At 70.2% G+C, this 24,941-nt stretch carries 24 protein-coding genes, 4 tRNA genes and 2 pseudogenes; 12 read left to right on the forward strand and 18 right to left on the reverse strand.

The window, feature by feature from the left end; genetic code table 11:
- Positions 1 to 512: 512 nt before the first annotated feature.
- A complete protein-coding gene (gene rplL / locus J2S42_RS19195; RefSeq protein ID WP_307241069.1) occupies positions 513 to 896 on the reverse strand; it encodes a 50S ribosomal protein L7/L12 in 384 nt (127 codons plus the stop codon).
- 88 nt (positions 897 to 984) lie between these two features.
- Complete coding sequence (rplJ, locus tag J2S42_RS19200; protein WP_307241072.1) at positions 985 to 1,530, reverse strand: 50S ribosomal protein L10; 546 nt, start codon at positions 1,528 to 1,530, stop codon at positions 985 to 987.
- A 342-nt stretch (positions 1,531 to 1,872) separates the two neighbouring features.
- Here rplJ and J2S42_RS19205 point away from each other — a divergent pair, with 342 nt between their 5' ends.
- Positions 1,873 to 3,114, forward strand: a complete 1,242-nt coding sequence (locus J2S42_RS19205; protein WP_307241074.1) for a glycosyltransferase 87 family protein — start codon at positions 1,873 to 1,875, stop codon at positions 3,112 to 3,114.
- A gap of 59 nt (positions 3,115 to 3,173) precedes the next feature.
- Here the strand turns inward: J2S42_RS19205 and rplA are convergent, their stop codons facing one another.
- From rplA to J2S42_RS19265, 12 genes are all read right to left on the reverse strand, one after another.
- The gene (gene rplA / locus J2S42_RS19210) at positions 3,174 to 3,881 is read right to left on the reverse strand and encodes a 50S ribosomal protein L1 (RefSeq protein WP_307241076.1); all 708 of its coding nucleotides are present in this window, start codon (positions 3,879 to 3,881) and stop codon (positions 3,174 to 3,176) included.
- Positions 3,882 to 3,959: 78 nt separating this feature from the next.
- Positions 3,960 to 4,391, reverse strand: a complete 432-nt coding sequence (gene rplK / locus J2S42_RS19215) for a 50S ribosomal protein L11 (protein ID WP_307241078.1) — start codon at positions 4,389 to 4,391, stop codon at positions 3,960 to 3,962.
- Positions 4,392 to 4,588: 197 nt separating this feature from the next.
- Positions 4,589 to 5,341 (reverse strand): transcription termination/antitermination protein NusG, encoded by a 753-nt coding sequence (nusG, locus tag J2S42_RS19220; RefSeq protein WP_307241080.1) that lies wholly within the window; start codon positions 5,339 to 5,341, stop codon positions 4,589 to 4,591.
- A gap of 50 nt (positions 5,342 to 5,391) precedes the next feature.
- Positions 5,392 to 5,769, reverse strand: a complete 378-nt coding sequence (gene secE / locus J2S42_RS19225; RefSeq protein ID WP_307248850.1) for a preprotein translocase subunit SecE — start codon at positions 5,767 to 5,769, stop codon at positions 5,392 to 5,394.
- A gap of 246 nt (positions 5,770 to 6,015) precedes the next feature.
- Positions 6,016 to 6,088, reverse strand: a tRNA-Trp gene (locus J2S42_RS19230).
- Positions 6,089 to 6,189: 101 nt separating this feature from the next.
- Complete coding sequence (locus J2S42_RS19235) at positions 6,190 to 6,579, reverse strand: MaoC family dehydratase (RefSeq protein ID WP_307241082.1); 390 nt, start codon at positions 6,577 to 6,579, stop codon at positions 6,190 to 6,192.
- 5 nt (positions 6,580 to 6,584) lie between these two features.
- A complete protein-coding gene (locus tag J2S42_RS19240) occupies positions 6,585 to 7,034 on the reverse strand; it encodes a MaoC family dehydratase N-terminal domain-containing protein (protein WP_307241084.1) in 450 nt (149 codons plus the stop codon).
- A gap of 93 nt (positions 7,035 to 7,127) precedes the next feature.
- Positions 7,128 to 7,295, reverse strand: coding sequence for a 50S ribosomal protein L33 (gene rpmG / locus J2S42_RS19245; RefSeq protein ID WP_306837514.1), 168 nt, complete (start codon positions 7,293 to 7,295; stop codon positions 7,128 to 7,130).
- A gap of 148 nt (positions 7,296 to 7,443) precedes the next feature.
- Positions 7,444 to 7,516: transfer RNA gene (locus tag J2S42_RS19250), tRNA-Met, on the reverse strand.
- A 66-nt stretch (positions 7,517 to 7,582) separates the two neighbouring features.
- Positions 7,583 to 7,655, reverse strand: a tRNA-Thr gene (locus J2S42_RS19255).
- A gap of 126 nt (positions 7,656 to 7,781) precedes the next feature.
- Positions 7,782 to 10,325: a putative bifunctional diguanylate cyclase/phosphodiesterase gene (locus tag J2S42_RS19260; RefSeq protein ID WP_307241086.1), complete on the reverse strand. Its 2,544-nt coding sequence runs from the start codon at positions 10,323 to 10,325 to the stop codon at positions 7,782 to 7,784.
- A gap of 65 nt (positions 10,326 to 10,390) precedes the next feature.
- Positions 10,391 to 10,567: a hypothetical protein gene (locus tag J2S42_RS19265; protein ID WP_307241087.1), complete on the reverse strand. Its 177-nt coding sequence runs from the start codon at positions 10,565 to 10,567 to the stop codon at positions 10,391 to 10,393.
- Between the two features lie 308 nt (positions 10,568 to 10,875).
- Between J2S42_RS19265 and J2S42_RS19270 the strand changes: the two genes are divergently transcribed.
- From J2S42_RS19270 to J2S42_RS19280, 3 genes are all read left to right on the forward strand, one after another.
- Positions 10,876 to 11,085 carry a hypothetical protein gene (locus J2S42_RS19270; protein ID WP_307241089.1) on the forward strand — a complete coding sequence of 70 codons (210 nt, stop codon included), beginning with the start codon at positions 10,876 to 10,878 and terminating at the stop codon, positions 11,083 to 11,085.
- A gap of 270 nt (positions 11,086 to 11,355) precedes the next feature.
- Positions 11,356 to 11,715 carry an SbtR family transcriptional regulator gene (locus tag J2S42_RS19275; protein ID WP_307241091.1) on the forward strand — a complete coding sequence of 120 codons (360 nt, stop codon included), beginning with the start codon at positions 11,356 to 11,358 and terminating at the stop codon, positions 11,713 to 11,715.
- On the forward strand, positions 11,712 to 12,158 hold the full coding sequence (locus tag J2S42_RS19280; RefSeq protein WP_307241093.1) for a hypothetical protein: 447 nt from the start codon (positions 11,712 to 11,714) through the stop codon (positions 12,156 to 12,158). The genes J2S42_RS19275 and J2S42_RS19280 overlap by 4 nt, the downstream gene beginning before the upstream one ends.
- A gap of 59 nt (positions 12,159 to 12,217) precedes the next feature.
- On the opposite strand, the gene J2S42_RS19285 is transcribed toward J2S42_RS19280, so the two are convergent.
- Positions 12,218 to 13,441 carry a restriction endonuclease gene (locus tag J2S42_RS19285; protein WP_307241095.1) on the reverse strand — a complete coding sequence of 408 codons (1,224 nt, stop codon included), beginning with the start codon at positions 13,439 to 13,441 and terminating at the stop codon, positions 12,218 to 12,220.
- 272 nt (positions 13,442 to 13,713) lie between these two features.
- Between J2S42_RS19285 and J2S42_RS19290 the strand changes: the two are divergent.
- The 7 genes and pseudogenes from J2S42_RS19290 to htpX form a co-directional block, all read left to right on the forward strand.
- Positions 13,714 to 14,208 (forward strand): annotated as a pseudogene (locus J2S42_RS19290) (NuoI/complex I 23 kDa subunit family protein); the annotation flags it as partial.
- Positions 14,209 to 14,213: 5 nt separating this feature from the next.
- A pseudogene (locus tag J2S42_RS19295) lies at positions 14,214 to 14,693 on the forward strand (NADH-quinone oxidoreductase subunit J family protein); the annotation flags it as partial.
- 5 nt (positions 14,694 to 14,698) lie between these two features.
- Positions 14,699 to 14,989 carry an NADH-quinone oxidoreductase subunit NuoK gene (nuoK, locus tag J2S42_RS19300; RefSeq protein ID WP_307241097.1) on the forward strand — a complete coding sequence of 97 codons (291 nt, stop codon included), beginning with the start codon at positions 14,699 to 14,701 and terminating at the stop codon, positions 14,987 to 14,989.
- Positions 14,989 to 16,983 (forward strand): NADH-quinone oxidoreductase subunit 5 family protein, encoded by a 1,995-nt coding sequence (locus J2S42_RS19305; RefSeq protein WP_307241099.1) that lies wholly within the window; start codon positions 14,989 to 14,991, stop codon positions 16,981 to 16,983. The genes nuoK and J2S42_RS19305 overlap by 1 nt, the downstream gene beginning before the upstream one ends.
- Positions 16,980 to 18,668, forward strand: a complete 1,689-nt coding sequence (locus J2S42_RS19310; protein ID WP_307241100.1) for a complex I subunit 4 family protein — start codon at positions 16,980 to 16,982, stop codon at positions 18,666 to 18,668. Before J2S42_RS19305 ends, J2S42_RS19310 begins: the two co-directional genes overlap by 4 nt.
- 11 nt (positions 18,669 to 18,679) lie before the next feature.
- The gene (locus tag J2S42_RS19315; protein ID WP_307248852.1) at positions 18,680 to 20,305 is read left to right on the forward strand and encodes an NADH-quinone oxidoreductase subunit N; all 1,626 of its coding nucleotides are present in this window, start codon (positions 18,680 to 18,682) and stop codon (positions 20,303 to 20,305) included.
- A 265-nt stretch (positions 20,306 to 20,570) separates the two neighbouring features.
- Complete coding sequence (gene htpX / locus J2S42_RS19320) at positions 20,571 to 21,416, forward strand: zinc metalloprotease HtpX (protein ID WP_307241101.1); 846 nt, start codon at positions 20,571 to 20,573, stop codon at positions 21,414 to 21,416.
- Between the two features lie 528 nt (positions 21,417 to 21,944).
- On the opposite strand, the gene J2S42_RS19325 is transcribed toward htpX, so the two are convergent.
- On the reverse strand, positions 21,945 to 22,439 hold the full coding sequence (locus J2S42_RS19325; RefSeq protein WP_307241103.1) for a YajQ family cyclic di-GMP-binding protein: 495 nt from the start codon (positions 22,437 to 22,439) through the stop codon (positions 21,945 to 21,947).
- A 160-nt stretch (positions 22,440 to 22,599) separates the two neighbouring features.
- Here J2S42_RS19325 and J2S42_RS19330 point away from each other — a divergent pair.
- Positions 22,600 to 22,683, forward strand: a tRNA-Tyr gene (locus J2S42_RS19330).
- A 549-nt stretch (positions 22,684 to 23,232) separates the two neighbouring features.
- On the opposite strand, the gene J2S42_RS19335 is transcribed toward J2S42_RS19330, so the two are convergent.
- On the reverse strand, positions 23,233 to 24,195 hold the full coding sequence (locus tag J2S42_RS19335) for a complex I subunit 1/NuoH family protein (RefSeq protein WP_307241105.1): 963 nt from the start codon (positions 24,193 to 24,195) through the stop codon (positions 23,233 to 23,235).
- 1 nt (position 24,196) lies between these two features.
- Positions 24,197 to 24,910 carry an NADH-quinone oxidoreductase subunit C gene (locus J2S42_RS19340; RefSeq protein ID WP_307241107.1) on the reverse strand — a complete coding sequence of 238 codons (714 nt, stop codon included), beginning with the start codon at positions 24,908 to 24,910 and terminating at the stop codon, positions 24,197 to 24,199.
- Positions 24,911 to 24,941 lie beyond the last annotated feature (31 nt).

Below are 24,941 nucleotides of genomic sequence, written 5' to 3' on the forward strand. Positions count from 1 at the left end.
GCCGCACGGCTAACCGCTGTCCAGCCCCCCACCACAGGTCGTCGCGGAACAGGCCGGGCGCACCTGATCGGTGCTCGCCGGGCCGCTCGGAACGCGGCGTGACTCTGTCGGTTCGCCCCCGGTATTACCCGGGTCGGGGCCGTCGCAAGCGCGGAAGGTCTTGCTGCCGTTTAGCGTGCCTGCCCCCACAGCCCACGTCAAGGGCTGCGAGGCGGGTCGGAGCCCGGTGATCGACGACAAGCGTCCGAAACGGGCCACATAAGCCGTAAATCCGGCAATATGCCTGGCGAATCAGAAGGTTTAGTGATCACCTAATACGGTCCGCAATCGGACGATGCCGAACAGCATCCCCCAGCGGCGGTACGGCCGACCTGCCCGACTACGCCGGCCGGCTAAACCGGGCAGCGCCGTACCGATGCCCGGAGCGACCCCGCGAGTGACGAATGCCACTGCGGAACGCCGGAAGGCGGGCGCCCCGGCCGGGACGCCCGCCTTCCGCGGAAACGCAGGACTTACTTGAGGGTGACCTTGGCGCCTTCGCCCTCGAGCTTCTCCTTGGCCTTCTCGGCCGTCTCCTTGTTGACCTTCTCGAGGATGGCCTTCGGCGCCGACTCGACGACGTCCTTGGCCTCCTTCAGGCCCAGGCCGGTCAGCTCGCGCACGACCTTGATGACCTGGATCTTCTTGCCACCGTCGGCCTCGAGGACGACGTCGAACTCGTCCTTCTCCTCCTCCTGCGGCGCGGCGGCGGCCGGGCCGGCCGGGCCCGCGACGGCGACCGGGGCGGCGGCGGTGACGTCGAAGGTCTCCTCGAACTGCTTCACGAACTCGGAGAGCTCGATCAGCGTCATCTCCTTGAACGCGTCGAGCAGCTCGTCGGTGCTGAGCTTCGCCATGTCGGCGGTCCTTCCTCTTGCTTCTGCAACACGCGAGCGGGCTCGCGGGTCAGGTCTGTGGTTGGGGTCTTACCGAGCGCAGAGGGCCTCAGGCGGCCTCCGCGCCCTCCTTCTCACGCTTTTCCTGCAGCGCGGCCGCCGTGCGGACGGCCTTGGACAGCGGCGCCTGGAAGAGCGCAGCGGCCTTGCTGAGGCTGGCCTTCATGCCGCCGGCCAGCTTGGCCAGCAGCACCTCACGGGACTCGAGGTCGGCGAGCTTGTTGACCTCGGCGGCCGAGATGGCCTTGCCCTCGAAAACGCCGCCCTTGATGACGAGCGCGGGGTTGGCCTTCGAGAAATCACGAAGGCTCTTCGCCGCCTCGACGGGGTCGCCGGAAACGAAGGCGAGCGCGGTAGGACCGGTGAACAGCGTGTCGAGGCCCGAGATGCCCGCGTCCGTCGCGGCGCGCTTCGCGAGCGTGTTCTTCGCGACCGCGTAGGTGGTCTCGCGACCCAGCGAGCGCCGCAGCTTGGTCAGCTGCGCGACCGTCAGGCCCCGGTACTCGGTGAGCACGGTGGCGCCCGAGTTACGGAAGTGCTCCGTCAGCTCGGCGACGGCAGTGGCCTTGTCGGCCCGAACCGGCTTGTCCGCCATGTCCCTCCCTTCTCGTTGCTTGCGGCTGGTCTGCCCCGGACAACGAGAAAGCCCCGGCGCAGGACAGCGCACGGGGCCGGGCGCGGCTCGGGAGCCGCGGCGGATCCAACGTTCTAGCGCTCGCCCTGCGCGGGTCGCCCGTCGGACGGGACCTTCGGCCACACCATGAGGCGCGGCGACCAGCGGTCTATGGGTGAAACTCCGACCAAGACTAGCGGCCCGTCCGGTCATCGCCAAATCCGGGGGCGGGCGGGCCCCGTCAGGTTAAATCTTGAGAACTTTTCGCCCCGAAGTCGGACATCCGCTTGCCCTGCGTGCCGACGCGCTCCATGATCAGCCGCCGTGCCCGCAGAGACACCCACCCAGCGTACGGTCGAGAACGGCGATCATGCCGACGCTCCGAAGGCCGGCTCGAACCCGGCTACCCGGCCCGCCGCCCCGCCGGCGTCCGAGGGCCCCGGGAAGTCCTGGTGGCCCGCGATCCGGATCGGCGGTGCGGTCTGGGCCTCCTCCTATCTGGCCTGGATCACCGTCACGCTCTTCACGCAGTACGGCCGGCCGCACGGCAACCCGATCGCGTTCGTGGACCTCATGCGCAGCTGGTGGCGCTACGACGCGATGGTCTTCACCCGGCTCGCCGAGAACGGCTACGGCACCCATCCGGTCGACCCGGCTTTCTTCCCGCTCTACCCGATGCTGGTCCGCGGCGCCGACATGCTGCTGCCCGGCAGCGCGAAGTTCACCGCGATCGCCGTCGCCGCGGTTGCCATGTTCGCCATGTACACGCTGCTCTACCGCCTGACGGAGGTCGAGTTCAGCCCGGCGGTGGCGGTGCGGACCTGCTGGGCGATGGCGGCCTGGCCGGTCGCCTTCTTCCTCGGCATCGGGTACAACGCCTCGTTGTTCATCGCGCTGATGCTGGGCGCGGTCTACGCGATGCGCCGCGGGCACTGGTGGGTGGCCGGCGTGCTCGGCGGGTTCGCGTCCGCGACCCGCTCGGTCGGCGTGCTGCTCGCGCTCGCGTTCGCGTACGAGTACCTGCGCCAGAACGGCTTCCGGTGGCGCTGGAACGTGCTCGCGGTCGGCCTGATGCCGGGCGGCCTGGTCGCGTACGCCGGCTGGTTGTGGTGGCGGTTCGGCGATCCGCTGCTGTTCCTGGAGGCGCAGAAGCCGTGGGGCCGCGAGCTGGACTGGCCGTGGACCGGCATCGTGGACGCGGCCGAGGTGGTCGCCACCGCGCCGCTGGCGCAGAACGGTACGCTGCACAACTTGCTCGACCTTGCCTCGGTGCTGGCGCTGATCGGGCTGCTGACGCTCTGCTTCGCCGGGCCCTGGCGGATGCGCCGCGACCAGTGGATGCTGCCGCTGCTCGGCATCGCGCTGCTGCTCTTCGCGATCTCGTTCCCCGCGGGTGAGAACCGCAACCAGTCGCTGATGTCCGCGCCGCGCTTCGCTCTGGAGGTGTTCCCGGCGTTCATCATCCTGGGTCACCTGAAGCTGCCGACGCAGGTCTACGCGACGGCCGCGCTGATGCTCCAGGGCGTCCTGCTGGCGCACTTCACCGCGGGCGGCTGGGTCGGCTGACCACGCATGCGAAAACGCCCCCGGCCGTCGCGGCCGGGGGCGTTTCTCGTCGAGCGGTACTACTCGGCGTTCTCCACGTTCTTCACGATGTTCGGGTCGACCGGGATACCCGGGCCCATCGTGGTGGTGAAGGTGATCTTCTTCAGGAACTTGCCCTTGGCCGCGGACGGCTTGGCCCGGAGGACCTCGTCCAGCGCGGCGGCGTAGTTCTCCACCAGCTGCGCCTCGGAGAACGAGGCCTTGCCGATGATCAGGTGGAGGTTGGAGTGCTTGTCCACCCGGAAGGTGATCTTGCCGCCCTTGATCTCCGAGACGGCCTTGGTGACGTCCATGGTCACGGTGCCGGTCTTCGGGTTCGGCATCAGGCCGCGCGGGCCCAGGATCCGCGCGATCCGGCCGATCTTGGCCATCTGGTCGGGCGTCGCGATAGCGGCGTCGAAGTCCAGCCAACCACCCTGGATGCGAGCGACGAGCTCGTCGCTGCCGACGGCGTCGGCACCGGCGGCCTCCGCCTCCTCGGCCTTGGCGCCGGCGGCGAACACGATCACGCGGACCGTCTTGCCCGTGCCGTGCGGGAGGTTGACCGTGCCGCGGACCATCTGGTCCGCCTTGCGCGGGTCGACGCCGAGGCGCATCGCGACCTCGACGGTGGGGTCGAACTTCGTGGCGGTCGTCTCCTTGGCGAGCTTGACCGCCTCGGCCGGGGTGTAGAGCTTCGACTTGTCGATCTGCTCCGAGGCCTTCTTGTATGCCTTGCTCAGTGCCATGTTCGGCGTACTCCTGTGGTCATTGGCGGGTCACGCCCGTCTGGCGTGCCCTCCCACGATGGGTGTTACGAGGGAAAGTCAGTCCTTGACCGTGATGCCCATCGACCGGGCGGTGCCGGCGATGATCTTCTCGGCCTGCTCGACGTCGTTCGCGTTCAGGTCGGACATCTTCTTTTCGGCGATCTCGCGCAGCTGGGCGCGGCTGACCGAACCGACCTTGGTGGCCTGCGGGACGCCCGAGCCCTTCTGGACACCGGCGGCCTTGAGCAGCAGACGCGCGGCCGGCGGGGTCTTCAGGACGAACGTGAACGACCGGTCCTCGTAGACACTGATCTCGGCCGGGACGATGTCGCCACGGCTCGACTCGGTCTGCGCGTTGTAGGCCTTGACGAACTCCATGATGTTCACGCCGTGCTGACCCAGCGCGGGGCCGACCGGCGGCGCCGGGGTGGCCTGGCCCGCCGGCAGCTGCAGCGTGAACGTCTTGACCAGCTTCTTCTTGGGAGGCATGTCTCTTCCTGGGCTTCGAAAGGTGCGGCTTTGTCTTCTGACTTCGGCGCATCTGCCGCCGGGAATGCGCCGCTGCCACCTCGCCTAAGGCGGCACAGTCAAACAACCTGATCATCGGACAAGCGGACACGCCGAAGCGTGCCCGCGGGCCGACGTTCAAGACTAGCGCAGTCGACGACGCGCCAGTGTGGGACGGGTCAGATCTTGGAGACCTGGTTGAAGTTCAGCTCGACCGGCGTCTCGCGACCGAAGATCGAAACCAGCACCTTGAGCTTCTGCTGGTCGGCGTTGATCTCGCTGATCGTCGCGGGCAGCGAGGCGAAGGCACCGTCGGTGACCGTGACGGAGTCGCCCTCCTCGAAGTCGAGGACCTTGACCTCCACCTTGGCCTTCTTCTCCTCCTTCTCCACCGCGGGCGCCAGCCACTTCAGCACCTCGTCGAGGGAGAGCGGGGCGGGCCGGTCGGCCCGGTCGGTCGCGCCGACGAAGCCGGTGACGCCCGGAGTGTTCCGGACGCAGGAGTACGACTCCGGCGTGAGCTCCAGCCGGACCAGGATGTAGCCGGGGAAGACCTTGGCGCTGACCTGCTGACGCTTGCCGTTCTTGACCTCGACCTCCTCGCGGACCGGGACCTCCACCTGGTAGATGTAGTCCTCCATGTCCAGCGAGGTGATGCGGGTCTCGAGGTTCGTCTTGACCTTGTTCTCGTAACCGGCGTACGAGTGCACCACGTACCAGTCGCCGGGCGCGTAGCGCAGCTTCTGCCGCAGCTCCGCGACCGGGTCGTAGTCCTCGTCGTCCTCCGCCGGGGCGGCCGCGACCGGCGCGGTCTCGACCTCCGGCTCGCTGGCGGCCTCGGCCGACTCGTCGTCGGCCGCGGCGAGCTCGCCATTGGCCGTGGCGATCGACGACTGCTCGTCGACGCCGTCGGTCTCGTCGTACTCAGGCACGCTTGCTCACTTCCATAAACAAATCGAACTCGGCCGGAACCGGGCGCGGCTCAGCCGAAGATGGCCAGAATGCCCTTGGCGAAGCCGAAGTCCAGCAGGGCCACGATCGTCATCATGACCGCGACGAACACGATCACGACGGCGGTGTAGGTCAGCAGCTCGTTCCGCGTCGGCCAGATGACCTTACGAAGCTCGGCCACGACCTCGCGGAAGAACCGGCCGAGTCGCGCGAACGGGCCGCGGCGGGGCTTCTTCTCCTTGGAGGGGCTGTCGGCCGCCTCGGTCTTGGCCTTGGACAGCGTGGCGGTGCCGCCACGCGAGACCGGCTCGTCCGCGACGTCATCCTCGTCCTCGACGGCGTCCTCGAACGTCTCGTCGTTCAGGTTGTCGTCGGCGGGGTCCTCGCCGCGTCGCTTCCTCTCGGCCACTTCGCCCTCTTCCATCGCGGGGTCGTTGGTCAGACGCAAACGCATGAACGTCGACGCCCTTACACGCCCGCCGCCCGACGGTCCGGGTTGCGGCGGCGGATCCGGCTGACACCGCCCGGGCTCACACCGCGGCCGATCCTCGGCGAAGCTGCCGCAGCCGATCCTCGGCGAAGTTGCCGCACACCACCACCACGGGATCAACGCCGTCTACCAGCGCAATCCCCCGGGCCGGTTAGGCCTTAGGCGCAGGGGTGACAGGACTTGAACCTGCAGCCTGCGGTTTTGGAGACCGCTGCTCTGCCAATTGAGCTACACCCCTTTGAGGAAGTCACGAGTAGTGACTACCCCACGGCGCACCAGTGTACGGGTAGCCGGCGGACTTTCCCAACCGGCCACCCCCATAACTGGCGCACGGCCCCCTCAGGGCCGCTTGATCACGGCCTTGGCCTGGGCCAACACCTTCACTCCGGCGCAGGTCGCGGTCAGGTCGAGCCGCACCAGGCCCGGGTCGTCCGTGTCCTTCGCCACCGCGGAGACCTGAACCTCGGTCCCGTCCTCGGTGTCCGGCACCTCGACCGGACGGGTGAAGCGCACGCCGTACTCGACGATCGCGTCCGGGCGGCCGGCCCACGTGGTGACCGCGCGGCCGACCAGCGCCATGGTGAGCATGCCGTGCGCGATCACGCCCGGTAGGCCGACCTTGGCCGCGAAGCTCTCGCTCCAGTGGATCGGGTTGAAGTCGCCGGAGGCGCCCGCGTACCGCACGAGGTCGGCCCGGGTGACCCGGTAGCGCTGGGTGGGAAGCTCCATGGTGCTCAGCCCTCCTCGCCGCGGACCACGAACATGGTCCAGACCGTGACGACCGCCTCGCCGGCACTGGTGCCGATCTCGCTGCGTGTGGTCAGGAAGTCGTGCCCGCCACGCGCGTTGATGCTCTCGATCGAGTTCACGCACACCAACTCGTCCCCGGCGGTCACCGGACGGCGGTAGGCGAAGCGCTGATCGCCGTGGACGACCCGGCTGTAGTCGACGCCGAGCGCCGGGTCCTCGACGATCTGGCGGCTCGTGGCCATGCTCAGCACCATCGGGAACGTCGGCGGCGCGATCACGTCCGGGTAGCCGAGCGCCCGCGCGGCCTCCGGGTCGTGATAGGCCGGGTCCTCGGCGCCGATCGCGGTCGCGAACTCACGGATCTTCTCGCGCCCCACCTGGTAGGGCGCGCTGGGCGGGTAGCTGCGCCCGGTAAACGACTGGTCCAACCCCATGGGCGGACACCCTACCGGCCGCCTGGACGCACTCAGGGCGCCCCCGGATCAACCGGGGACGCCCTGAGGATGCGTGTGTCTACCGCGACCGGATCAGCGGGTCTCGCGGTGGAGCGTGTGCTTGCCGTCCCGGGGGCAGAACTTCTTCAGCTCGACGCGGTCCGGGTCGTTACGGCGGTTCTTACGCGTGATGTAGTTGCGCTCCTTGCACTCCACACACGCCAAGGTGATCTTGGGACGGACGTCGGTCGCCTTAGCCACGGCGGGGTGCCTTCCTCGAAACGCGGGGTAAAAATCCCTACGACCTGAATACTACGACGTACCAGCGTAGGAGATTGACCACGCGGTACGCAAAGTGGGGGCCGACGTGGTGCACCCCCGGACCGGGGATCAGGACCCCGGACGTAAGTAGCGGTGGCCGGACTTGAACCGGCGACACAGCGATTATGAGCCGCTTGCTCTGCCATCTGAGCTACACCGCCGCGATCCAGGCCGCGTGCCCGCATGGGCGAGCGAAGCCTGAGGGTCGGTTGTCACTCCGACCGAAGAGCCCCCTTACGGAATCGAACCGTAGACCTTCTCCTTACCATGGAGACGCTCTGCCGACTGAGCTAAGGGGGCCTACTCGCCTGGGAGTTTGTCGCTCCCGTGACGTGCAGGCATAAGCGTACACGGCCCCTCTCGCCAGGCGAAATCGGATACCCCCCGGCGCGTCGTGCGGTGCGAACACCCAGCTCAGCGCGGGTTTCAGGGCACCGCTCGGAGCCGGCGGAACTCGCCGGACGGTGTCGCCTCCACCTCGGTCTGCGCCCAGTACCAAGCCTCCAGGCGCTCGTACGGCAGCGGCCGGCTGAACAGGAAGCCCTGGCCGATCTCGCACCCCATGTCGGTGAGCAGATCCAGCGCCAGCTCGCTCTCCACGCCCTCGGCCACCGCACCGAGCCCGAACTGCCGGGCCAGCATCACGGCCGCCCGCACCACCGCCAGGTCGCCCGGGTCCGTCGCCATGCCCTGCACGAAACGCCGATCCACCTTCAGCTCCACGATCGGTAGCTGCCGCAGGTAGCCGAACGAGGACGCGCCCACGCCGAAGTCGTCCACGGAGATCCGGACGCCGAGGTCGCGCAACCGGCGCAGCACCGGCAGCGGCCGCTCGTTCTCCACGGTCAGCGCGGGTTGGCCGATCTCGAACGTGACCCGGCCGGCCGCCACGCCGTAGTGCTCCAGCAGCGCCTTGACCTGCGCCGGGAACTCCGGCTCGTCGAGCAGCCGGGCGGAGATGTTGACCGCGATGGAGAGCGGGTCGTCGGCGTCCGGCCAGTCCCGGCAGCGCTGCAGCCCGGCGCGGAGCACCGCCTCGGTGAGCGCGCCGATCTGCCCGGTGTTCTCCGCCACCGCCACGAAGTCCTCCGGCGAGACCGTGCCGAGCACCGGGTGTTCCCACCGGGCCAGGCACTCCACGCCGACCAGGCGCCGGTCCGCGAGCGTCACCTTGGGCTGGAAGTAGACCTCGATCTCGTCCCGCTCCAGCGCCTGACGCAGGTCGTCCGCGAGGCCGAGCCGGCGGGTGACCCGCGACTCCAGGCCGGCGTGGAAGCGCTGCACGCCGGACGGTGACGTGCGGGCCGTGGCGCAGGCCAGCTTGGCCCGTTGCAGCAGCCGGTCCGCCTTGTCCGCGTGGCCGAACTCGCCGCGGCTGTCGTCCGGGTACACGGCCACGCCGACCGCGACGTCCACCACCAGCGTCAGGTCGTCGATCCGCACCGAGCCGCGGATCTCGTCGCGCAGCCGGGTGGCCAGCTGCGTCGCGGCCTCGACGGACGGCTTGCGCAGCGTGACCACGAACTCGTCACCGGCGGCCCGGCCGACCAGCGCGGCCGGTGGCGCGGCCGCGCGCAGCCGCTCCGCGATCTCGGCCACCAGGCGGTCACCGGCGACCTGGCCGAGCGACTCGTTCACCTCGTGCAGCCGCTCCAGCCGCAGCAGCAGCACCGCGACCACCTCGTCCGGCGCGTTCACCGTGACCGACTCGGCGAGCGCCTCGGTGATCCGCCGGCGGTTCGGCAGCTTCGTGAGCCCGTCGTGGTACGCGTCGTACCGCAACCGATCGACCAGCCGGGAGTTCTCCACCGCGACCGCCGCGTGCGCCGCCACCGTCTCCATCAGCGCGACCGTGGCGGAGTCGAAGTGCGCGTGCCGGTTGCGCTCGCCCGCCACCTCCAGCGTGCCGATCGGCACCTCGCCGGAGAACAGCGGCACGATCATGACCTCCCGCGGGCCGGCCGCGGGCAGCAGCTCGCGCAGCGCCGGGTCGCCGGCCCGGCCGGTGAGCAGGATGCTCTCGCCGGTCTCCAGCGCGCGGCGGCGCAGCGCGGCCGGGGTGACCACGGTGTCCAGCAGACCGTTGGCGTTGTGCCGCGCGCTGAGCAGCACCTCCAGGTGCCGGGAGGAGGCGGGCAGCCAGAGCGTGGACCAGTCCGCGTGGGTGAGCGCCAGCACGCGGCGCAGCAGCACGTCCGGCAGCGCCCGGTCGTGCACCGTGCCCTTCAGGTCGCGGACCAGGTCGTACAGCTCGGAGAGTTTGCGGTGTTGCTCGGTGAACTGCGAGTACGACCGGTAGGCGAAGACGCCGAAGACGACCAGTGCGCCGATGATCGTGAGCGCCCAGGGCGTCTGGTCGATGAGCAGCAGCACGGCCAGGCCGAGCATGATGTTGCCGCAGGTGACGAAGAAGCCGGGCACCGCGATGCGCAGCACCGTGGAGCCGGACAGGTTCCCCTCGACCAGCCCGAGCACCAGCACCACCGCGACCAGGCCGAAGTGGGTGGCGGCCAGCACTCCCGCGATCAGCACGAGCCAGGTGCGCGGCGTGACGTCGGTGCCGACCGAGCCGAGCGCGCGGATCACCACGTACCCGAAGGCCGCGGAGGACGTCGCCAATGTCACGTTGAACCAGAGCCTGGCCGGTATCTCCCGGCGGTACACCCCGATCGCGATCCGCTCGACGCAGCGCAGCACCACCATGGTGAGCGGCGAGATGAAGAAGAACGCGAGGACGATCGCGACCTCGTTGAGCGTGACGTTCAGTCCCTGCCGGCGCGAGGTGGTCCACAGCGTGGTCGCGTCCGTGATCAGGAACAGCGCGAAGAAGATCGGAATGAGCAGCAGGTCGGACTGCGGGATATCCCGGTCGATCTGCGCGACGACGGTGAGAACCACCGTGAGGACGGCGAGCGGGCCGGACACGTACCAGGCGCGCTGCGGGGAGGGTCGTCTGACGGCTTCAGGCACGAACCCTCCTCGCGCGCCAAGATCTCAAGCGAGACCGGCCGGACGGCCGGCTGCGTGATCGGGCGTCACCACTCCCAGCCGTCGCCGGCCACCACGACGACGTCGGACTCGCCGGAGGCGTGGACACCGGCCTCGGAACCCGTCGTCTGCGCCAGGAAGAGGCCCGTAGCGACCGCGGCCACCAGGAGGAGGGCAACAAGGATGAGCTGCTGAGCCTTGGTTCCGACAACACCTGCGGACATCGGGGGACTCCATTTCGCACCGTTTGAGCAGACCCCGTCGGAGCCGGGGTTTTTAGATCGTCCCACACGGTCAGAGGGCCACAAAACCCGCAACCATTGGTCGGACGTTAGTACCGGTAATTCTGTCCGTAAGTACGAGGATGCGCGACCGAATGGCGCTACAAATCCGCAACGACGCTCGCCGGGTCCACCATGCGTGCGCACTACCCACATTGTCCGTTGCCAAGTCCAGCCGCGTGACCATAATGCCTCCAGATCGCACGGCATGGGGCCAAAGCGACAAAGGTTAGAAGCAGGAGGAAAAGCGAATGAAGCTCACCTTCATCCGCAAAACGGTGCTGTCGGGCAACACGAACTGCCCGTCGCTCTACCGCACCGACCGCGACACGTTCGTCGTGCAGGGCTGGCGGGTGACCGACCCGGACGCGCTCGCCCAACTGCAGATCCCGTCACACGAGACGGTGGTCGAAGTGCCGGTGGACGTACTGGCGGAGGTGCTGGCCGCCAAGGTCGGCTGACCTCGCGCGCCTTCTCCCCCACGGTCCGGCCGCTCGCCGGTACGCCACGCGGCCGCAACAGCCCAGTGAGCCGGATCGTTCACGCCGAGGAGCAACGGATTTCACCTCGGCCCCTGACCGATGCCTTTCGGTCAGGGGCCGGCGAGAAATTCGTACCCTCGTCGAAATGATTGTGCATTTGCACGTGCGCACCATTGCATTGGGCCCGGCAAATCGTCAGCACGGCAGCGAACATAGGCTGGGCACTCCACCCCGCCCTGGAGCCGCACGTTGACCGAGAAGCCGCTGCACGCCGACGCAGCCCACAACCGCGCCCGCATCCTCGCGACCGCGACCGAGGTCTTCGCCGCGAAGGGCCCGGCTGCCAGCACCGAGGAGATCGCCGCCCACACCGTCGTCACACTGCTCTCCAGGGACGTCACCGCCGCACCCGCGCTGGCCGGCCCCAACGACGCCGTCGCCACGCTCCTGGAGAACGACCAAACCCGCGCACGGGTACGTCCGGAGATCCACCTCGACGAGGTCACGGCGCTGCTCACCGCGGCCAGCCAGGGCGCACTCACCGCCGCCTGGCCCGCCGGCCTCCAGGCCCGCACGCTCGCCGCCATCTTCACCGGCCTGCGCCCATGACCGCCCGCACCCGGGTCCGCCGCCGGCTCCGCTCGCTCGCCACGCTCGAACTGATCAACATCCCGCTCTGGGCCTGGGTCACGTTCGGCGTCCTCGACATCGCGCCCACCGCCCCCGCGTTGACCGGTTTCGCGCTGTTCGCCCTCCTGCTGCTGCAGGGCGCCGCCTACTGGCTGGCCAAGCTACGACAAACCGGCCGTACCGTTCCCGGCCTGTGGTTCTTCCGCGCCGCCCGCCTGATCAACCCGGCCCTGCTGCTGGCCGGCCTGCTGCTCACCGCGCTGACGCAGTCGTGGCCGGGCTTGTTTTTCACCGCGTTCGCCACCCTCGAACACATCAACTACTTCCACACCCAGCTGATGCACGACACCCGCGCCGACCTCCACCGCCTCACCCGCGTCGGCCTCCGCCGCTCCCACCTGGCCCGCGACCTGGCGGCGTAGCTGCGGCCCAGCGTCTTCACCGCACCGCTACTCGACCCGCCACCACCCGGACGCGCAGGTCACGCCGGATCTTGCGCCCAACCGAAGTCCATCCGCGCGGGGAAGGCCGAGTTCAGCCATGCGGCCACCGCCGCCGGGTTGCCGTAGCCCTTGGCGCGGAGCAGATCGACGATGTCGCGCCCACAGATAACGACAATGGGATGCGCGTCCTCCCGAATTTCCCGATATGCCTGATCGTGGACGAACGACGTCGTCACAAGCACGCCGAACATCCGATGCCGGATCCGGGAGATCAGACGGGACGTCTCTCGCACCCCGACGGACTTGTCCGGCGCGTAGCACTTGGCTTCGAGGGCGAAGTCCAACGGGATCCGGTCAGCGACGGGTCCGAGGTGATAGATCCCAACGGCATCCCGGCCAAAATCCCGGCTCGCACGGGTCACCATCGTCGTACCGGTGTTCGGAGCCATCATCCGCCATAGCTCGACCGCGCAGGCCTCGAAGTCGGTCCAGCGACCCTCGAAGTGCTGCCTCATTGTGGCCAGCATCTGCCGTCCCGTCTCATCCGCCGGCGTCTGGTCAGCACGGCTCCGAACGACTTGGGTCGCTGGCGCTACCAGCGCGTCATATGCGCGACCACGAACCCACTCCGACCACGCCCGCGGGCACGAGTCGGCAAGCGGCTCACCGGCGAGGACCCGATCGATCCAGTGCCGGTCGATCACCGGCACGTTCAAGACGGTGAAGTGCGCACGGTAGTTCTGGAAACGCTTCCCGCCGGTACTGCGCCAGATCGCCTGCAGGTCATCGTCGGCAGCCAGGTTCGCTGCGCCCGGAGCCAGCAGGCCTCGGAAGCTGACCGTGCGCCCTTTCGCTCCTGCCTTGGCGAAGAGCAGAAAAGGTGGAACCTCCCGGCGAGCCGTGTCGTCGGCATGGGTTGCTTCGAACGCGCGCTGGAGAATCAGGTTCCCGGACCGTGGCGTCCGGTGCAGCAGTCCGCCGGGCGTCCGGTTGTCGCCGTAGTAGGTGAAGAGCCCGGTCTTCTCATCCAGAGCATCGGGCCAGTCCGGGTTGCCCCCAGACGTGTAGAGCACCACGAGCTTGACACTTCCCCGGGCCGGCGACCCGCTATACCGAAAGCCACCCTGATTACCGACCGGCAGCAGCCGCTGTAGCGGATCATCGGAAGCGTTGCCGGCTCTGCCGCCTGCGTACTCGGCATCGATGACCAGATCCGCCCTGCTCAGCGCCTCGAAGGGCACCGGACTCCCCGGCAGTGTCATCCCCGCACGATACGACACGATCATCAAGGCATACGCCGATGCTGACCGTCTACCTGTAGCACTCATGGCGCCTCATCAAGCGGGGCGTTGTTCGCGGACGATTCATGTTGATTACCGTCAATCGAGCATGGGTGAGCGCTGTGTTCGAGAAGACGTTATAGATCATCGGCTGGGAGCGGGCCTACCAGGGGAACCTTCCCGGCGACTCCGATCTCTGAGGCCCGGAAGATCTATTACGAGTGTGCTCGCATGAGGACGGTCGAGAGGGCAGGATGAGGCGCATGGCTGTGCCTGGCGAAGGGTTGGCGAAAGGGCTTGCCGTCACCCTCAAGACGATGACCCGCCGGTCGACCACGCAGCAGTACCCGGATGTGCAGCCGGAGCTGCCGCCGCGGTCGCGGGGGGTGATCGCGCTCCTGGAGGAGAACTGCACGGTCTGCATGCTGTGTGCCCGGGAGTGCCCGGACTGGTGCATCTACATCGACTCGCACAAGGAGGAGGTGGTGGTGCCGGGGGCGGCCCGGGCGCGGCAGCGGAACGTGCTGGATCGGTTCGACATCGACTTCTCGCTCTGCATGTACTGCGGGATCTGCATCGAGGCGTGCCCGTTCGACGCGCTGTACTGGACGCCGGAGTTCGAGTACGCGGAGCATGACCTGAGGGATCTGCTGCACGACAAGACGCGGCTGGGTGAGTGGATGGCGACGGTGCCGCCGCCGCCCGCGCACGACCCGAACGGTGAGCCCTCCAAGGAGGAGAAGGCGGCGGGCGCGTGACCGGCGCGGACGTGCTGCTGCTGGCGCTGGGCGCCGTTGCGGTGGGATCGGGCGCGCTGGTGGTGCTGACCGATCATCTGGTCCGGGCCGGGCTCTACCTGGTGGTGTGCCTGGGCGCGGTGGCCGGCCTCTACCTGGTGCTGGCGGCCGAGCTGGTCGCCTGGGTGCAGGTGCTGATCTACGTGGGCGCGGTCGTGGTGCTGTTGCTCTTCGCGGTGATGCTGACCCGCGCGCCGATCGGCCGCTCCGACGACCTGAACCGGCCCGCCTGGCCGGCCGCGATCATCGGCGCCGGCGCGGGGCTGGGGCTGGCGGCGCTGCTGACGGACGCGTTCCGCTGGACCCGCGTCGACATGGAAACCCCGGGCACCGCCGAGCGCATCGGTGAGGCGGTGTTCCAGACCTGGGTGCTGCCGTTCGAGGTGCTGTCGATCCTGCTGCTGTCCGCACTGGTCGGCGCGATCGTGGTGAGCCGGCGCTGATGCATCCCACGATTCCGTACGTGACCGCCGCACTGCTGTTCGGCCTCGGCGTGTTCGGCGTGCTGCGCCGGCGGAACGCGATCCTGCTGCTGATGGCCGTCGAGCTGATGCTGAACGCGGTCAATCTCGTGCTGGTCACCGCCGGCACGGTCACCGGGCAGGTCTTCGCGCTCTTCGTGATCGTGCTGGCCGCGGCCGAGGTCGGCGTGGGGCTGGCGCTGGTTCTGCGGCTCTACCGGCTGCGGACCACCGTGGCCGTGGACGAGATCGACCTGGCGGAGAAGCACTGATGGCGCTGGTCACCTTCATGATCGCTGCTCCGCTGCTGGTCGGTCTGGGCTGCCTGCTGCTGCCGTCGACCAGGCGGGGGCGCTTCCCGGCCGCCGCGTTCGGCATCACCGCGGCCGCGCTCTCGCTGGCGGCCGCGCTCACGCTGCTGGCCACGGCCGGTGAGCCGGTCAGCGGGACGGTGGAGTGGGTCCGGATCGGCGATCTCACGGTCACGCTCGGGCTGCGCGCGGACCTGACCGCGATCCAGGTGTCGGTGGCGGTGACCGCGGTGGCGCTGGCCGTGCAGGTCTACTCGCTCGGCTACCTGCACCACGACGAGCGGTACGCGCCGTACGCCGCCCAGGTCAGCCTGTTCACGGCCGCGATGCTGCTGGTGGTGACCGCGGACGACCTGATCCTGTTGCTGATCGGCTGGGAGGTGATGGGCGCCTGCTCGTACCTGCTGATCGGCCACGACCGCTCGCTGCCGGAGGCGCCGGCCGCGGCCGTGAAGGCGTTCCTGGTCACCCGGGTCGGCGACGTCGGCTTCCTGCTCGGCATCGCGTTCCTGGCCGCGCACGCGGGCACCTTCAAGATCCCGGAAATCCTCGCGGGTACGTACCCGGGCTGGATCGCTCTGCTCCTGCTCGCCGGCGTGGCCGGCAAGAGCGCGCAGTTCCCGCTGCACACCTGGCTGCCGGACGCGATGGCCGGCCCGACGCCGGTCTCCGCGCTGATCCACGCCGCGACCATGGTGGCGTCCGGCGTGTACGTGGTGGCCCGCCTCTACCCGGTCTTCACCCAGACGCCGCTCGCGATGAGCGTGCTGGGCCTGATCGCGGCCGTGACGCTGCTGCTCGGCGCGCTCGCCGCGACCGCGCAGGAGGACATCAAACGCGTGCTGGCCTGGTCGACCGTGTCGCAGATCGGCTACATGACGGCCGCGCTCGCGGTCGGCGCGCCCGGCGCCGCGATCTTCCATCTGCTCACCCACGCCGCGTTCAAGGCACTGCTCTTCCTGGCCGCCGGTTGCGTGATCCACGCGGTCGGCAGCAACCTGATGTCCCGGATGGGCGGCCTGCGGCGGAACATGCCGGACGTCTTCTGGTGCACCGTGATCGGGCTGGGCGCGCTGGCCGGGCTGCCGCCGCTGGCCGGGTTCTGGAGCAAGGAGAGCGTGATCGGCGCCGCGGCCGAGGCGAGCGACGGGCACGGTCAGGTGCCGGCCTGGATCGCGCTGGTCGTCTGGGTCGCCGCGCTGCTCGGCGTGGCACTGACCGCGTGGTACTCGACGCGCCTGCTGCTGCGCGTCTTCTTCGGTCCGGTCCCGGCTGCCCGCGCGGAGGAGCCGGAGCGGCCGGCCACGCCGGAGCCGTCGGTCCGGCCCGCGTTCGTCGGCAAGCCCACCTACCTGGAGCTGGAGGCAGCGCGGAAGGCGAAGGCGCTGGCCCGCAAGGAGGTGCAGGAGGCGGCGGAGACCGCGGAGCCTCCGCCGCCACCGGCGCCACGACCGCTGGACCCGCCCGCGCTGCTGCACTGGCCGGTGATGGCGCTGGCCGTACCGAGCGCGCTGCTGGGACTGGTCGCGCTGCTGCCGGACGCGCGCGCCGGCCTCGGGCTCGCCGCGCCGCACGTCTCGCCGTCGCTGATCCTGGCGCTCGCGCTGCTGGCCGCGGGCGCGGCGACCGCGTGGTGGCTCTGGCGCCGCCGGCCGGACGCGGACCCGGCCGGCGTGCTCGGCCACTTCCGGCCGCTACTCGCCGACGCGTTCCATCTAGATCAAATTCAAGATCTTTCCATGGTACGGCCGACCCGTGAGCTGTCCGCTGTGCTGCTACGCGTCGACGAGTCGGTGGTGGACGGCGCGGTCGAGGGCGCCGGGCGCGGCACCAGCGGTCTCGGCGGACTGCTCGCCCGCGCGCACCGAGCGCCGCTGCCCCGCGCGGCCACCGCACTGCTGGCCGGTGTGGTGCTGATCGGCCTCGCGGCCGCGATCCTCGGCGGTGCCGCATGAACCCGGACGTCTCCGCCGTACTGCTGGTCGCGGTGCTGGCCGTGCCCGGGCTCGGCGCGCTCGCGGTGGCGCTGCTGCCGGCCGCGCGCGACCGTCAGGCCCGGGTGCTCGGCACCGTGATCGCCGCGGTGACGCTGGCCGTTGCCGTGCCGCTGCGGTGGGGTAGCGCGGAGTTCGGCTGGTTCGCGTACACCCCGTCCCAGGCGCCGCCACTGGTGCCGTGGGCGCTGGTCGACCTGCCCTGGGTACCCGCGCTGGATCTGCGGTTCCAGCTCGGGGTGGACGCGATCTCGTACCCGCTGGTGGTGCTGACCGCGCTGCTCACGTTGCTCTGCTGCGGCTACACGGTCTGGCGCGTGCCGCCGGGCGGACCGGGACGGCTGCTCACCGCGCTGCTGCTGGCGATCGAGGTCGGCATTCTCGGCACGTTCCTCGCATTCGACCTGCTCCTGTTCTTCGTGTTCTTCGAGGTCGTGCTGCTGCCGATGTACGCGGTGATCGCGGTCTGGGGCGGCGCGCACTACGGCCCGGACTCGGCCGGCCGCGCACCGCAGCGCGCGGCGGCCCGGAAGTTCGCGCTCTACACGCTCTTCGGTTCGGTGCTGCTGCTGGTCGGCGTGCTGCTCGTGGTGACGTCCGCCGGGACGTCGTCCATGTTCGCGTTCCCGCTGCCGCTGGACCGGGGGACGCAGGTCTTCGCGTTCACGCTGCTGGCGATCGCGTTCGCGGTGAAGAGCCCGCTTTGGCCGCTGCACACCTGGCTGCCGGACGCGCACACGCAGGCGCCGACCGTGGGCAGCGTGATCCTGGCCGGGGTGCTGCTCAAGATGGGTACGTACGGTCTGATCCGGGTCGGGCTCGGCGCCGCACCGGAGGGCGCGCAGGCGGCGTCCGGCGTGCTCGGCGTGCTGGCGGTCGCGGCGATCATCATCGGGTCGCTGGTCTGCCTGGCACAGACCGAGCTGAAGCGGTTGATCGCGTACTCGTCGATCGGGCACATGGGCTTCGTGCTGCTCGGCATCGCCACGCTCACCGCCACCGGGATCCAGGCCGCGCTGCTCGGCAACATCGCCCACGGCGTCATCACCGGGCTCCTGTTCTTCCTGGCCGGGGCCGTGAAGGACCGCGCGCACACCGGCCGGCTGGACGAGTTGGGCGGCCTGCGGGAGAACGCGCCCCGGCTGGCCGGGCTGCTCGGCTTCGCCGCGATCGCGTCGCTCGGGCTGCCCGGGCTGGCCGGGTTCTGGGGCGAGGCGTTCGCGGTGGTCGCGGCCGTGCAGCGGGGCGGCGGGCTGTGGATCACGCTGGCCGTGCTGGCCGCGGCCGGTGGCGCGCTGACCGCGGCGTACCTGCTGCGGCTGCTGCGCCGGGTGACCCACGGACCGGCCTCGCCGGCGGTGTCGCTGCTGGTCCCGTCGTGGTCGGTGGCGGGCGCGCTCGCCGCGGCGGTCGCCTCCCGCACCGGCGGCGACGGCCCTTCCGGGAGCGGCAGCAGCGGCGACGAGGAGGAGCCGGTGGTGGCCGGGCTGCCGGAGCGGCTGGCGCCCGGGTGGCCGACCGCGGCCGAGCTGCTGGCCTGGTCGCCGCTGGTGATCCTGGTGCTGCTGCTCGGCGTGTATCCCGCGCTGGTGCTCTCCGGCACGGACGTGCCGATCGGTGACCTCCTGGAGGCGGTACGCCCGTGACCATCGACCAGATGGCGCTGCTCCCGGCGTACGTCGCCGCCGTGACCGCCGTGCTCGTGCTGCTGATCGACCTGTTCGGGCCGCCGCGCGCGGTCCTCGCCGGTACCGCGGCCGGTGCGGTGCTGACCGCGGCCGCGGCGGTGGTCACCGGCACCGGGCCGGACCGGGGCTCGTTCTGTGCCGGTGACGCCTGCTCGTACCTGGCGACGAACCGCGCCGCGCTGGTCGGCGCGCTGTTCGCGCTGCTGGCCCTGGCGGTGCTGGCGCTCTCCACGCCGATGCTGCGCGCCGGTGCGGTGCCGGTCGGCGAGCACTGCTTCCTGCTCGCCTGCTCGATGACCGGCGGCGTGGTGCTCGGCGCGGCCGGCGACCTGATCACGCTGATCGTGGCGCTGGAGACGCTGACGCTGCCGCTCTACCTGCTGGTCGGGCTGCGCCGCAGCGCCTCGCCGCAGGCGGTCTTCACCGGCGCGGGCGCACCGGCCTACCCGGAGCCGGACCCGGAGGACGGCGACGTGCGGCTGCACGCGGAGGAGGAGGTGGCGGCGGAACAGCTGCGCATGCAGCGCGCCGGTGCGGACTCCGCGGTGACGTTCTTCGTGGTCAGCGTGGTGGCGACGTCGATCACGCTGCTCGGTGCCGCGCTGCTCTACGCCGCGACCGGCGCGCTGCACCTGTCCACGCTGTCGGCCGCGCTCGTCTCCGGCCCGGCCGGCGACGGCGCGCTCGGTTCGGGTCCGGCCGGCGCGCTCGGGGCCGGTGCGCCTGGATCCGCCGGGGTGCCGCCGGGATCCGCCGCGGCACTGGTCGGGGCCGGGTGTGCGCTGCTGGTGGCCGGGCTCGCGTTCAAGGTCGCGGCCGTGCCGTTCCACGCGTGGGCGCCGGCCACCTACGACGGCGCGCCGCTGCCGGTCGCCGCTTACCTCTCCACCGCGTCCAAGCTCGGCGGCGTGGTGGCGCTGCTCGCGGTCGCCGGTGTGCTGCCGGTCGCGGACACCGGCCGGGTGCTGGCCGTGCTCGCGGTGCTGACCATGACGGTCGGCAACGTGGTGGCGCTGCGCCAGACCCGTACCGTCCGCCTGCTGGCCTGGTCGTCCGTCGCGCAGGCCGGATACATCCTGGCGCCGCTCGGCGCGCTCGCGAGCGGGTCCCCGCTTTCGATCGTGGCTGCGTCGCTCGCCTATGCCGCGTTCTTCGTGCTGCTGGAACTGGCCGCGTTCGCCGCCGTGGTGGCACTGCGCCCGGTCGCGGCGGACGGTGGCGACCTGGCCGACTTCCACGGCGTGGCCCGGCGGGCGCCGTGGACCGGCGGGATGCTGGCGTTCGCGCTGATCGGCCTGACCGGGCTGCCACCGGCGCTGGCCGGCCTGTTCGCCAAGGTGACCGTGGTCCGCGCGCTGGTCGACGGCGACGCCGCGTGGCTGGCCCTGGTCGTGGCGCTCAACGCGGTGATCGGCCTGGCCTACTACGTGCGCGTCGCCGCGCTGCTCTACGGCACCCCGACCCGCGACGGATCGGCCGGCACCGGCTGGTCTCACGTCCCGTGGCCGGTCGGCACCGTCCTGGTCATCGCGACCGTGCTCGCCGTCCTGCTCGGCTTCGCCCCGGAGCCCCTGCTGCGCCTCACCGCCCTCTGACCGCGCCCGTCGTTGCGGCGCACGCCGCGGTTCTCGGTGACCAGCGGCGGAACCGGAAGGGAGGCCGCCCGCGGCCGACCGGTGCCCGCGGGAGCGTGCGGGCAGCACCACGCCGGAAGCGGGAAGATCGAGCTTTTGATCTTCGGCCCTTTCAGCCCGTGCTGAGTGATTGCTCAGCCAAGTCACAGCGCGGCGCGGACTATCGAGAAGCACGAACCGGTTTCACCTTGCGTGGGCCACCAGCCCACTCGATGGAGGAGTCACCGTGCACAGTCACCACAACGGACTCAAGACGGCCGCCCTGTTGGGCCTGCTCACGGCCATGATCCTGGGCGTGGGGTACTGGTTCGGCGGCAGCGGCGGCCTGGTCGCCGCCGTCCTGCTCTCGCTCGGCATGAACGCGGCCGGCTACTTCTGGAGCGACCGGATCGCGCTGCGGTCGATGAACGCACGGCCGGTCAGCGAGGCCGAGTTCCCGGCGCTCTACCGGATGGTCCGCGAGCTCGCGACCGAGGCCGGCCAGCCGATGCCGCGGCTCTATGTGAGCCCGACGATGCAGCCGAACGCGTTCGCGACCGGCCGCAACCCGGCGCACGCGGCCGTCGCGGTCACCACCGGCATCACTCAGCTGCTCGACTACCGCGAGCTGCGCGCCGTCATCGGCCATGAACTCTCGCACGTCTACAACCGCGACATCTTGATCTCCAGCGTCGCGGCCGGCCTCGCCGGAATCATCACGATGCTGGCGAACCTGGCGTTCTTCATTCCGCTCGGCGACGACGAGGACGCGCCGAACCCGGCCGTGCTGCTACTCATGATCGTCCTGGGCCCGATCGCGGCCGGCATCATTCAGCTCGCGATCAGCCGCAACCGCGAGTTCGAGGCGGACGCATCCGGCGCCCGGCTCACCCGCGACCCGCTCGCACTGGCCGAGGCCCTCCGCAAGATCTCCTACGGTACGCAGCGCCTCCCGCTGCCGGCCGACGCGAAGATCGCCACGTCCGCGCACCTCATGATCGCCAACCCGCTGTCCGGCGGCGGCCTGTCCGCGCTGTTCTCCACGCACCCACCGATGGAGGAGCGCATCCGCCGCCTCCACGCGATGGCCTGATCCTCACTCCCGCGGCCCCCGCCTTCCCCCGTGGCGGGGGCCGCTTCACGTCCACGGCCCGGCGGCCGGACCTCATCAGCGGCGCCGACACGCCAGCGGCGGCGTCATGGCGACTGACAGCTGGGAGCGCTGGCGTCGGCCGCGGTGTCGTGGCGGCCGGCGGTTGCTGTCGGTGGCGGCGTTCTGTTGGCCAGCGGGGCTGGCACGCGGGCTGCGGTGTCCTGGCTGCCGGCGGTGCTGTCGGCGGCGGCGTTCTGTTAGCCAGCGGCGCTGGCGCGGGGGCGCGGCGTCGTGGTGGTCGGCGGCATCCATGCCCGGTAGCTGCCGCATACGCAGCGTCGCGGCTGGTGAAGCGCCGCGCCCGCGGGACGCTCCGTGCCCGGTGGCTGCCGCGCGCAGTGTCGCGACTGCAAACGCCGCGTCCCGCGGCCGGGGGCCGGGGGCCGGTGAGCATGCCGCCTCGCCACGGAGGGCTCCGGTGTGACCGCGGTGTGACCGAGCCCTCCGTGCGTCAGCGGACGCCCTCGCTCAGCGGTAGTTGGTGAACTGCAGCGCCACGCCGAAGTCCTCCGACTTCAGCAGCGCGATGACCGCCTGCAGGTCGTCCTTCTTCTTGCCGGTCACCCGCAGCGAGTCACCCTGGATCTGCGCCTGCACACCCTTCGGCCCCTCGTCCCGGATCTTCTTGCTGATCTGCTTCGCCTTGTCCGTCGCGATGCCCTGGATGATCTTGCAGTCGATCTTGTGCGTCTTGCCCGACGACCGCGGCTCACCCGCCTCCAGCGACTTCAGCGAGATGTTCCGCTTGATCAGCTTCTCCTTGAAGACCTCCAGGGCAGCATTCACCCGATCCTCGGTCTCCGCCGTGATCGTGACGCCGTCCTCACCCGCCCAGTCGATCTCCGCACCCGTGCCACGGAAGTCGAAGCGCTGACTCAGCTCCTTCGCGGTCTGGCGAAGGGCGTTGTCCACCTCCTGGTGCTCCACCTTGCTGACGATGTCGAACGACGGGTTGGCTGCCATGCCTCTGCTCCTGCTGTTCCTGCTGGGACCTATGAGATTGTCTCGGTCGGGCTCGTTTCCGACCCCGCCCACCCTGCCGACCGTACCCGGTTGCAGACCCCCCGAGGGCTCCCGCTATTCTGGCTCTCGCCAGCGCGTCACGTACGCGGTGGTGCGCCTTGGCGGGTTGCCCGAGCGGCCAATGGGAGCGGACTGTAAATCCGTCGCGAAAGCTACAGAGGTTCGAATCCTCTACCCGCCACCACAGGCAAAGAAAGGCCCCTCACCTGCTGAAACAGCGGGGAGGGGCCTTCTTCGTGGGTCTTACTCGATCGCACGTGATCTGATTCGTCGCGGCGAATGAGCGGCGAGCTTCGAGCAATGTTCAGCCTGTTTCAGTAGCAGCCCATGCCGCAGGTGGTATGGCACGACCACCACGCCGGCCTGGATCTCCTCAGCGGTAGGCCCGCTCGCGCTTCCAGGCGGTCAAACGCGCGTTGCCGGTCACCGCCCGCCCGGGGCGCCGCCTCGTACCGGCAGGTGGATTCGACCCATGGCCGTAAATGAGCGGGCCGGGTTTGCAGGTGGTCGTAGAGCGGCCCGCCGCCAGCCACGCTCAGCAGAGCCGCCCTTGACCGCAGCGGTGTGACCGATGACACCAAAGCCGCCCGGAAGCGTTCTGCCCAAGGCAGGCCGAGCTTGTGGAGTATCGGCTGGCGTCGGAGTCTGGTCTTGGCGATGCGGAACCGGGTCCCGCGGGAGCGTGCGGAGAGCGGCCACGCCGGAAGTAGGAGAGGCTGCTTCTGGTCTGTTGCTAGATCGCCAGCCGGACCGCGGCTGTCAGGACCAGCTGGGCCAGGGCAACCGGGACGAGGATGAGCCAGCAGAGGCGTTGGAGTTGGTCCTCGCGGAGGCGGGGGTAGGAGACGCGGAGCCAGATGATGAGGAAGGCGACCGCGAAGATCTTGGTTAGGGTCCAGAGCCAGCCGAGGGTGTCGTCGGCGAACGGGCCGCGCCAGCCGCCGAGGAAGAGGACGGTGGTGAGGGCGGAGATGACGACGATGCCGACGTATTCGGCAAGCAGGAAGAAGGCGAAGCGGAGCCCGGTGTATTCGGTCAGGTAGCCGAAGACCAGCTCGGAGTCGGCGATCGGCATGTCGAACGGGGGGCGGCGGATCTCGGCGAGTGCGGCGATGAAGAAGACCGCGAGTGCGGGGGCCTGCCAGAGCAGCCACCAGGGGTGCCAGGCCTCGACGATGCCGGGGAGGGACAGCGTGCCGGCGGCCATGGCGACGCTGGCGGCGGCCAGGACCAGCGGGAGTTCGTAGCCGAGCAGCTGTGCGGCGCCGCGGAGGCCGCCGAGCAGGGCGTACTTGTTCGCGGAGGCCCAGGCGGACATCAGGACGGCGACCACGCCGACGCCGACCACGGCGAGGACGAAGAAGAGGCCGATGTCCAGCGGCTGGGCGACCAGGTCGCCGGGGCCGAGCGGGATGACCAGCAGGACCAGCAGGTACGGGACGAGCGCGATCAGCGGGGCGAGTTTGAAGACCGGGGCGTCGGCGGCTCGCGGGGTGACGTCCTCCTTCTGCACGAACTTGACGCCGTCCGCGACGAGCTGGGCCCAGCCGTGGAACGCACCGGCGTACATCGGGCCGAGACGGCCCTGCATGTGCGCCATCACCTTGTGTTCGACCTGGCCGACGATGAGCGGCAGGGTGAGGAACGCGACCACCACGCCGGCGATCCGGATCAGCAGTTCCAGCCAGAGCGGCATGTCAGGCACCGGTCCCGTCGGTTTCCGCGGCCGGCGGCGGTTCCGGCACCGGCATGGTCCCGGGCATGTCCGCGGCCGGTCGCGCGGGTCGCGCGGGTCGCGCAGGTCGCGCGGGGCGGGCCGGGCGCTCCGGGAGCTGGCCGGCCTGCGGTCCCCACTCGTTCGGGTCGGGTACGCCGGGTGGCCGCATCGGTGCGCGTTTGCCACCGCCGGCCGCGGCCTCGCCGGGCTCCTTCGCGCCCGGCCACGGCTTCGCCACCCGGGCGGCCAGCACGAAGTCCTTGCGCAGCGGGTGGCCCTCGAACTCCGGCGGCAGCAGCAGCGGTTTCAGGTCGTGGTGCCCGGTGAACCCGATCCCGAACATCTCGAACGTCTCGCGCTCGTGCCACGCCGCGCCGGGGTAGAGCCCGACGATCGACTCCAGCTCCGGCGCGTCCCGCGGCACCCGGGTGCGGATCAGCACGCCGTCGCGGCGGCGGGTCGACCACAGGTGCGCCACCACCGCGAACCCGCCGTCGAGTTCGTCCACCGCGGAGAGCCAGTCGAAGAAGTCGCAGGCCAGTCCGGCCGGGGACGCGGCCGCCTGACACGCGGCCCACCAGCGCCCGGGCGGCACGTCCACGGTGGCCCGCGCGAACGCGTCACCGGCCGAGACCGACGCCTCGGCGTCGCCGAGGCGGCTGATCAGACGGGTACCGACCTCTTCGGGCGTCATAGACCAGATCCTAGGGACATCGACGGTACGT

Source organism: Catenuloplanes indicus, assembly GCF_030813715.1.
GTDB lineage: Bacteria > Actinomycetota > Actinomycetes > Mycobacteriales > Micromonosporaceae > Catenuloplanes > Catenuloplanes indicus.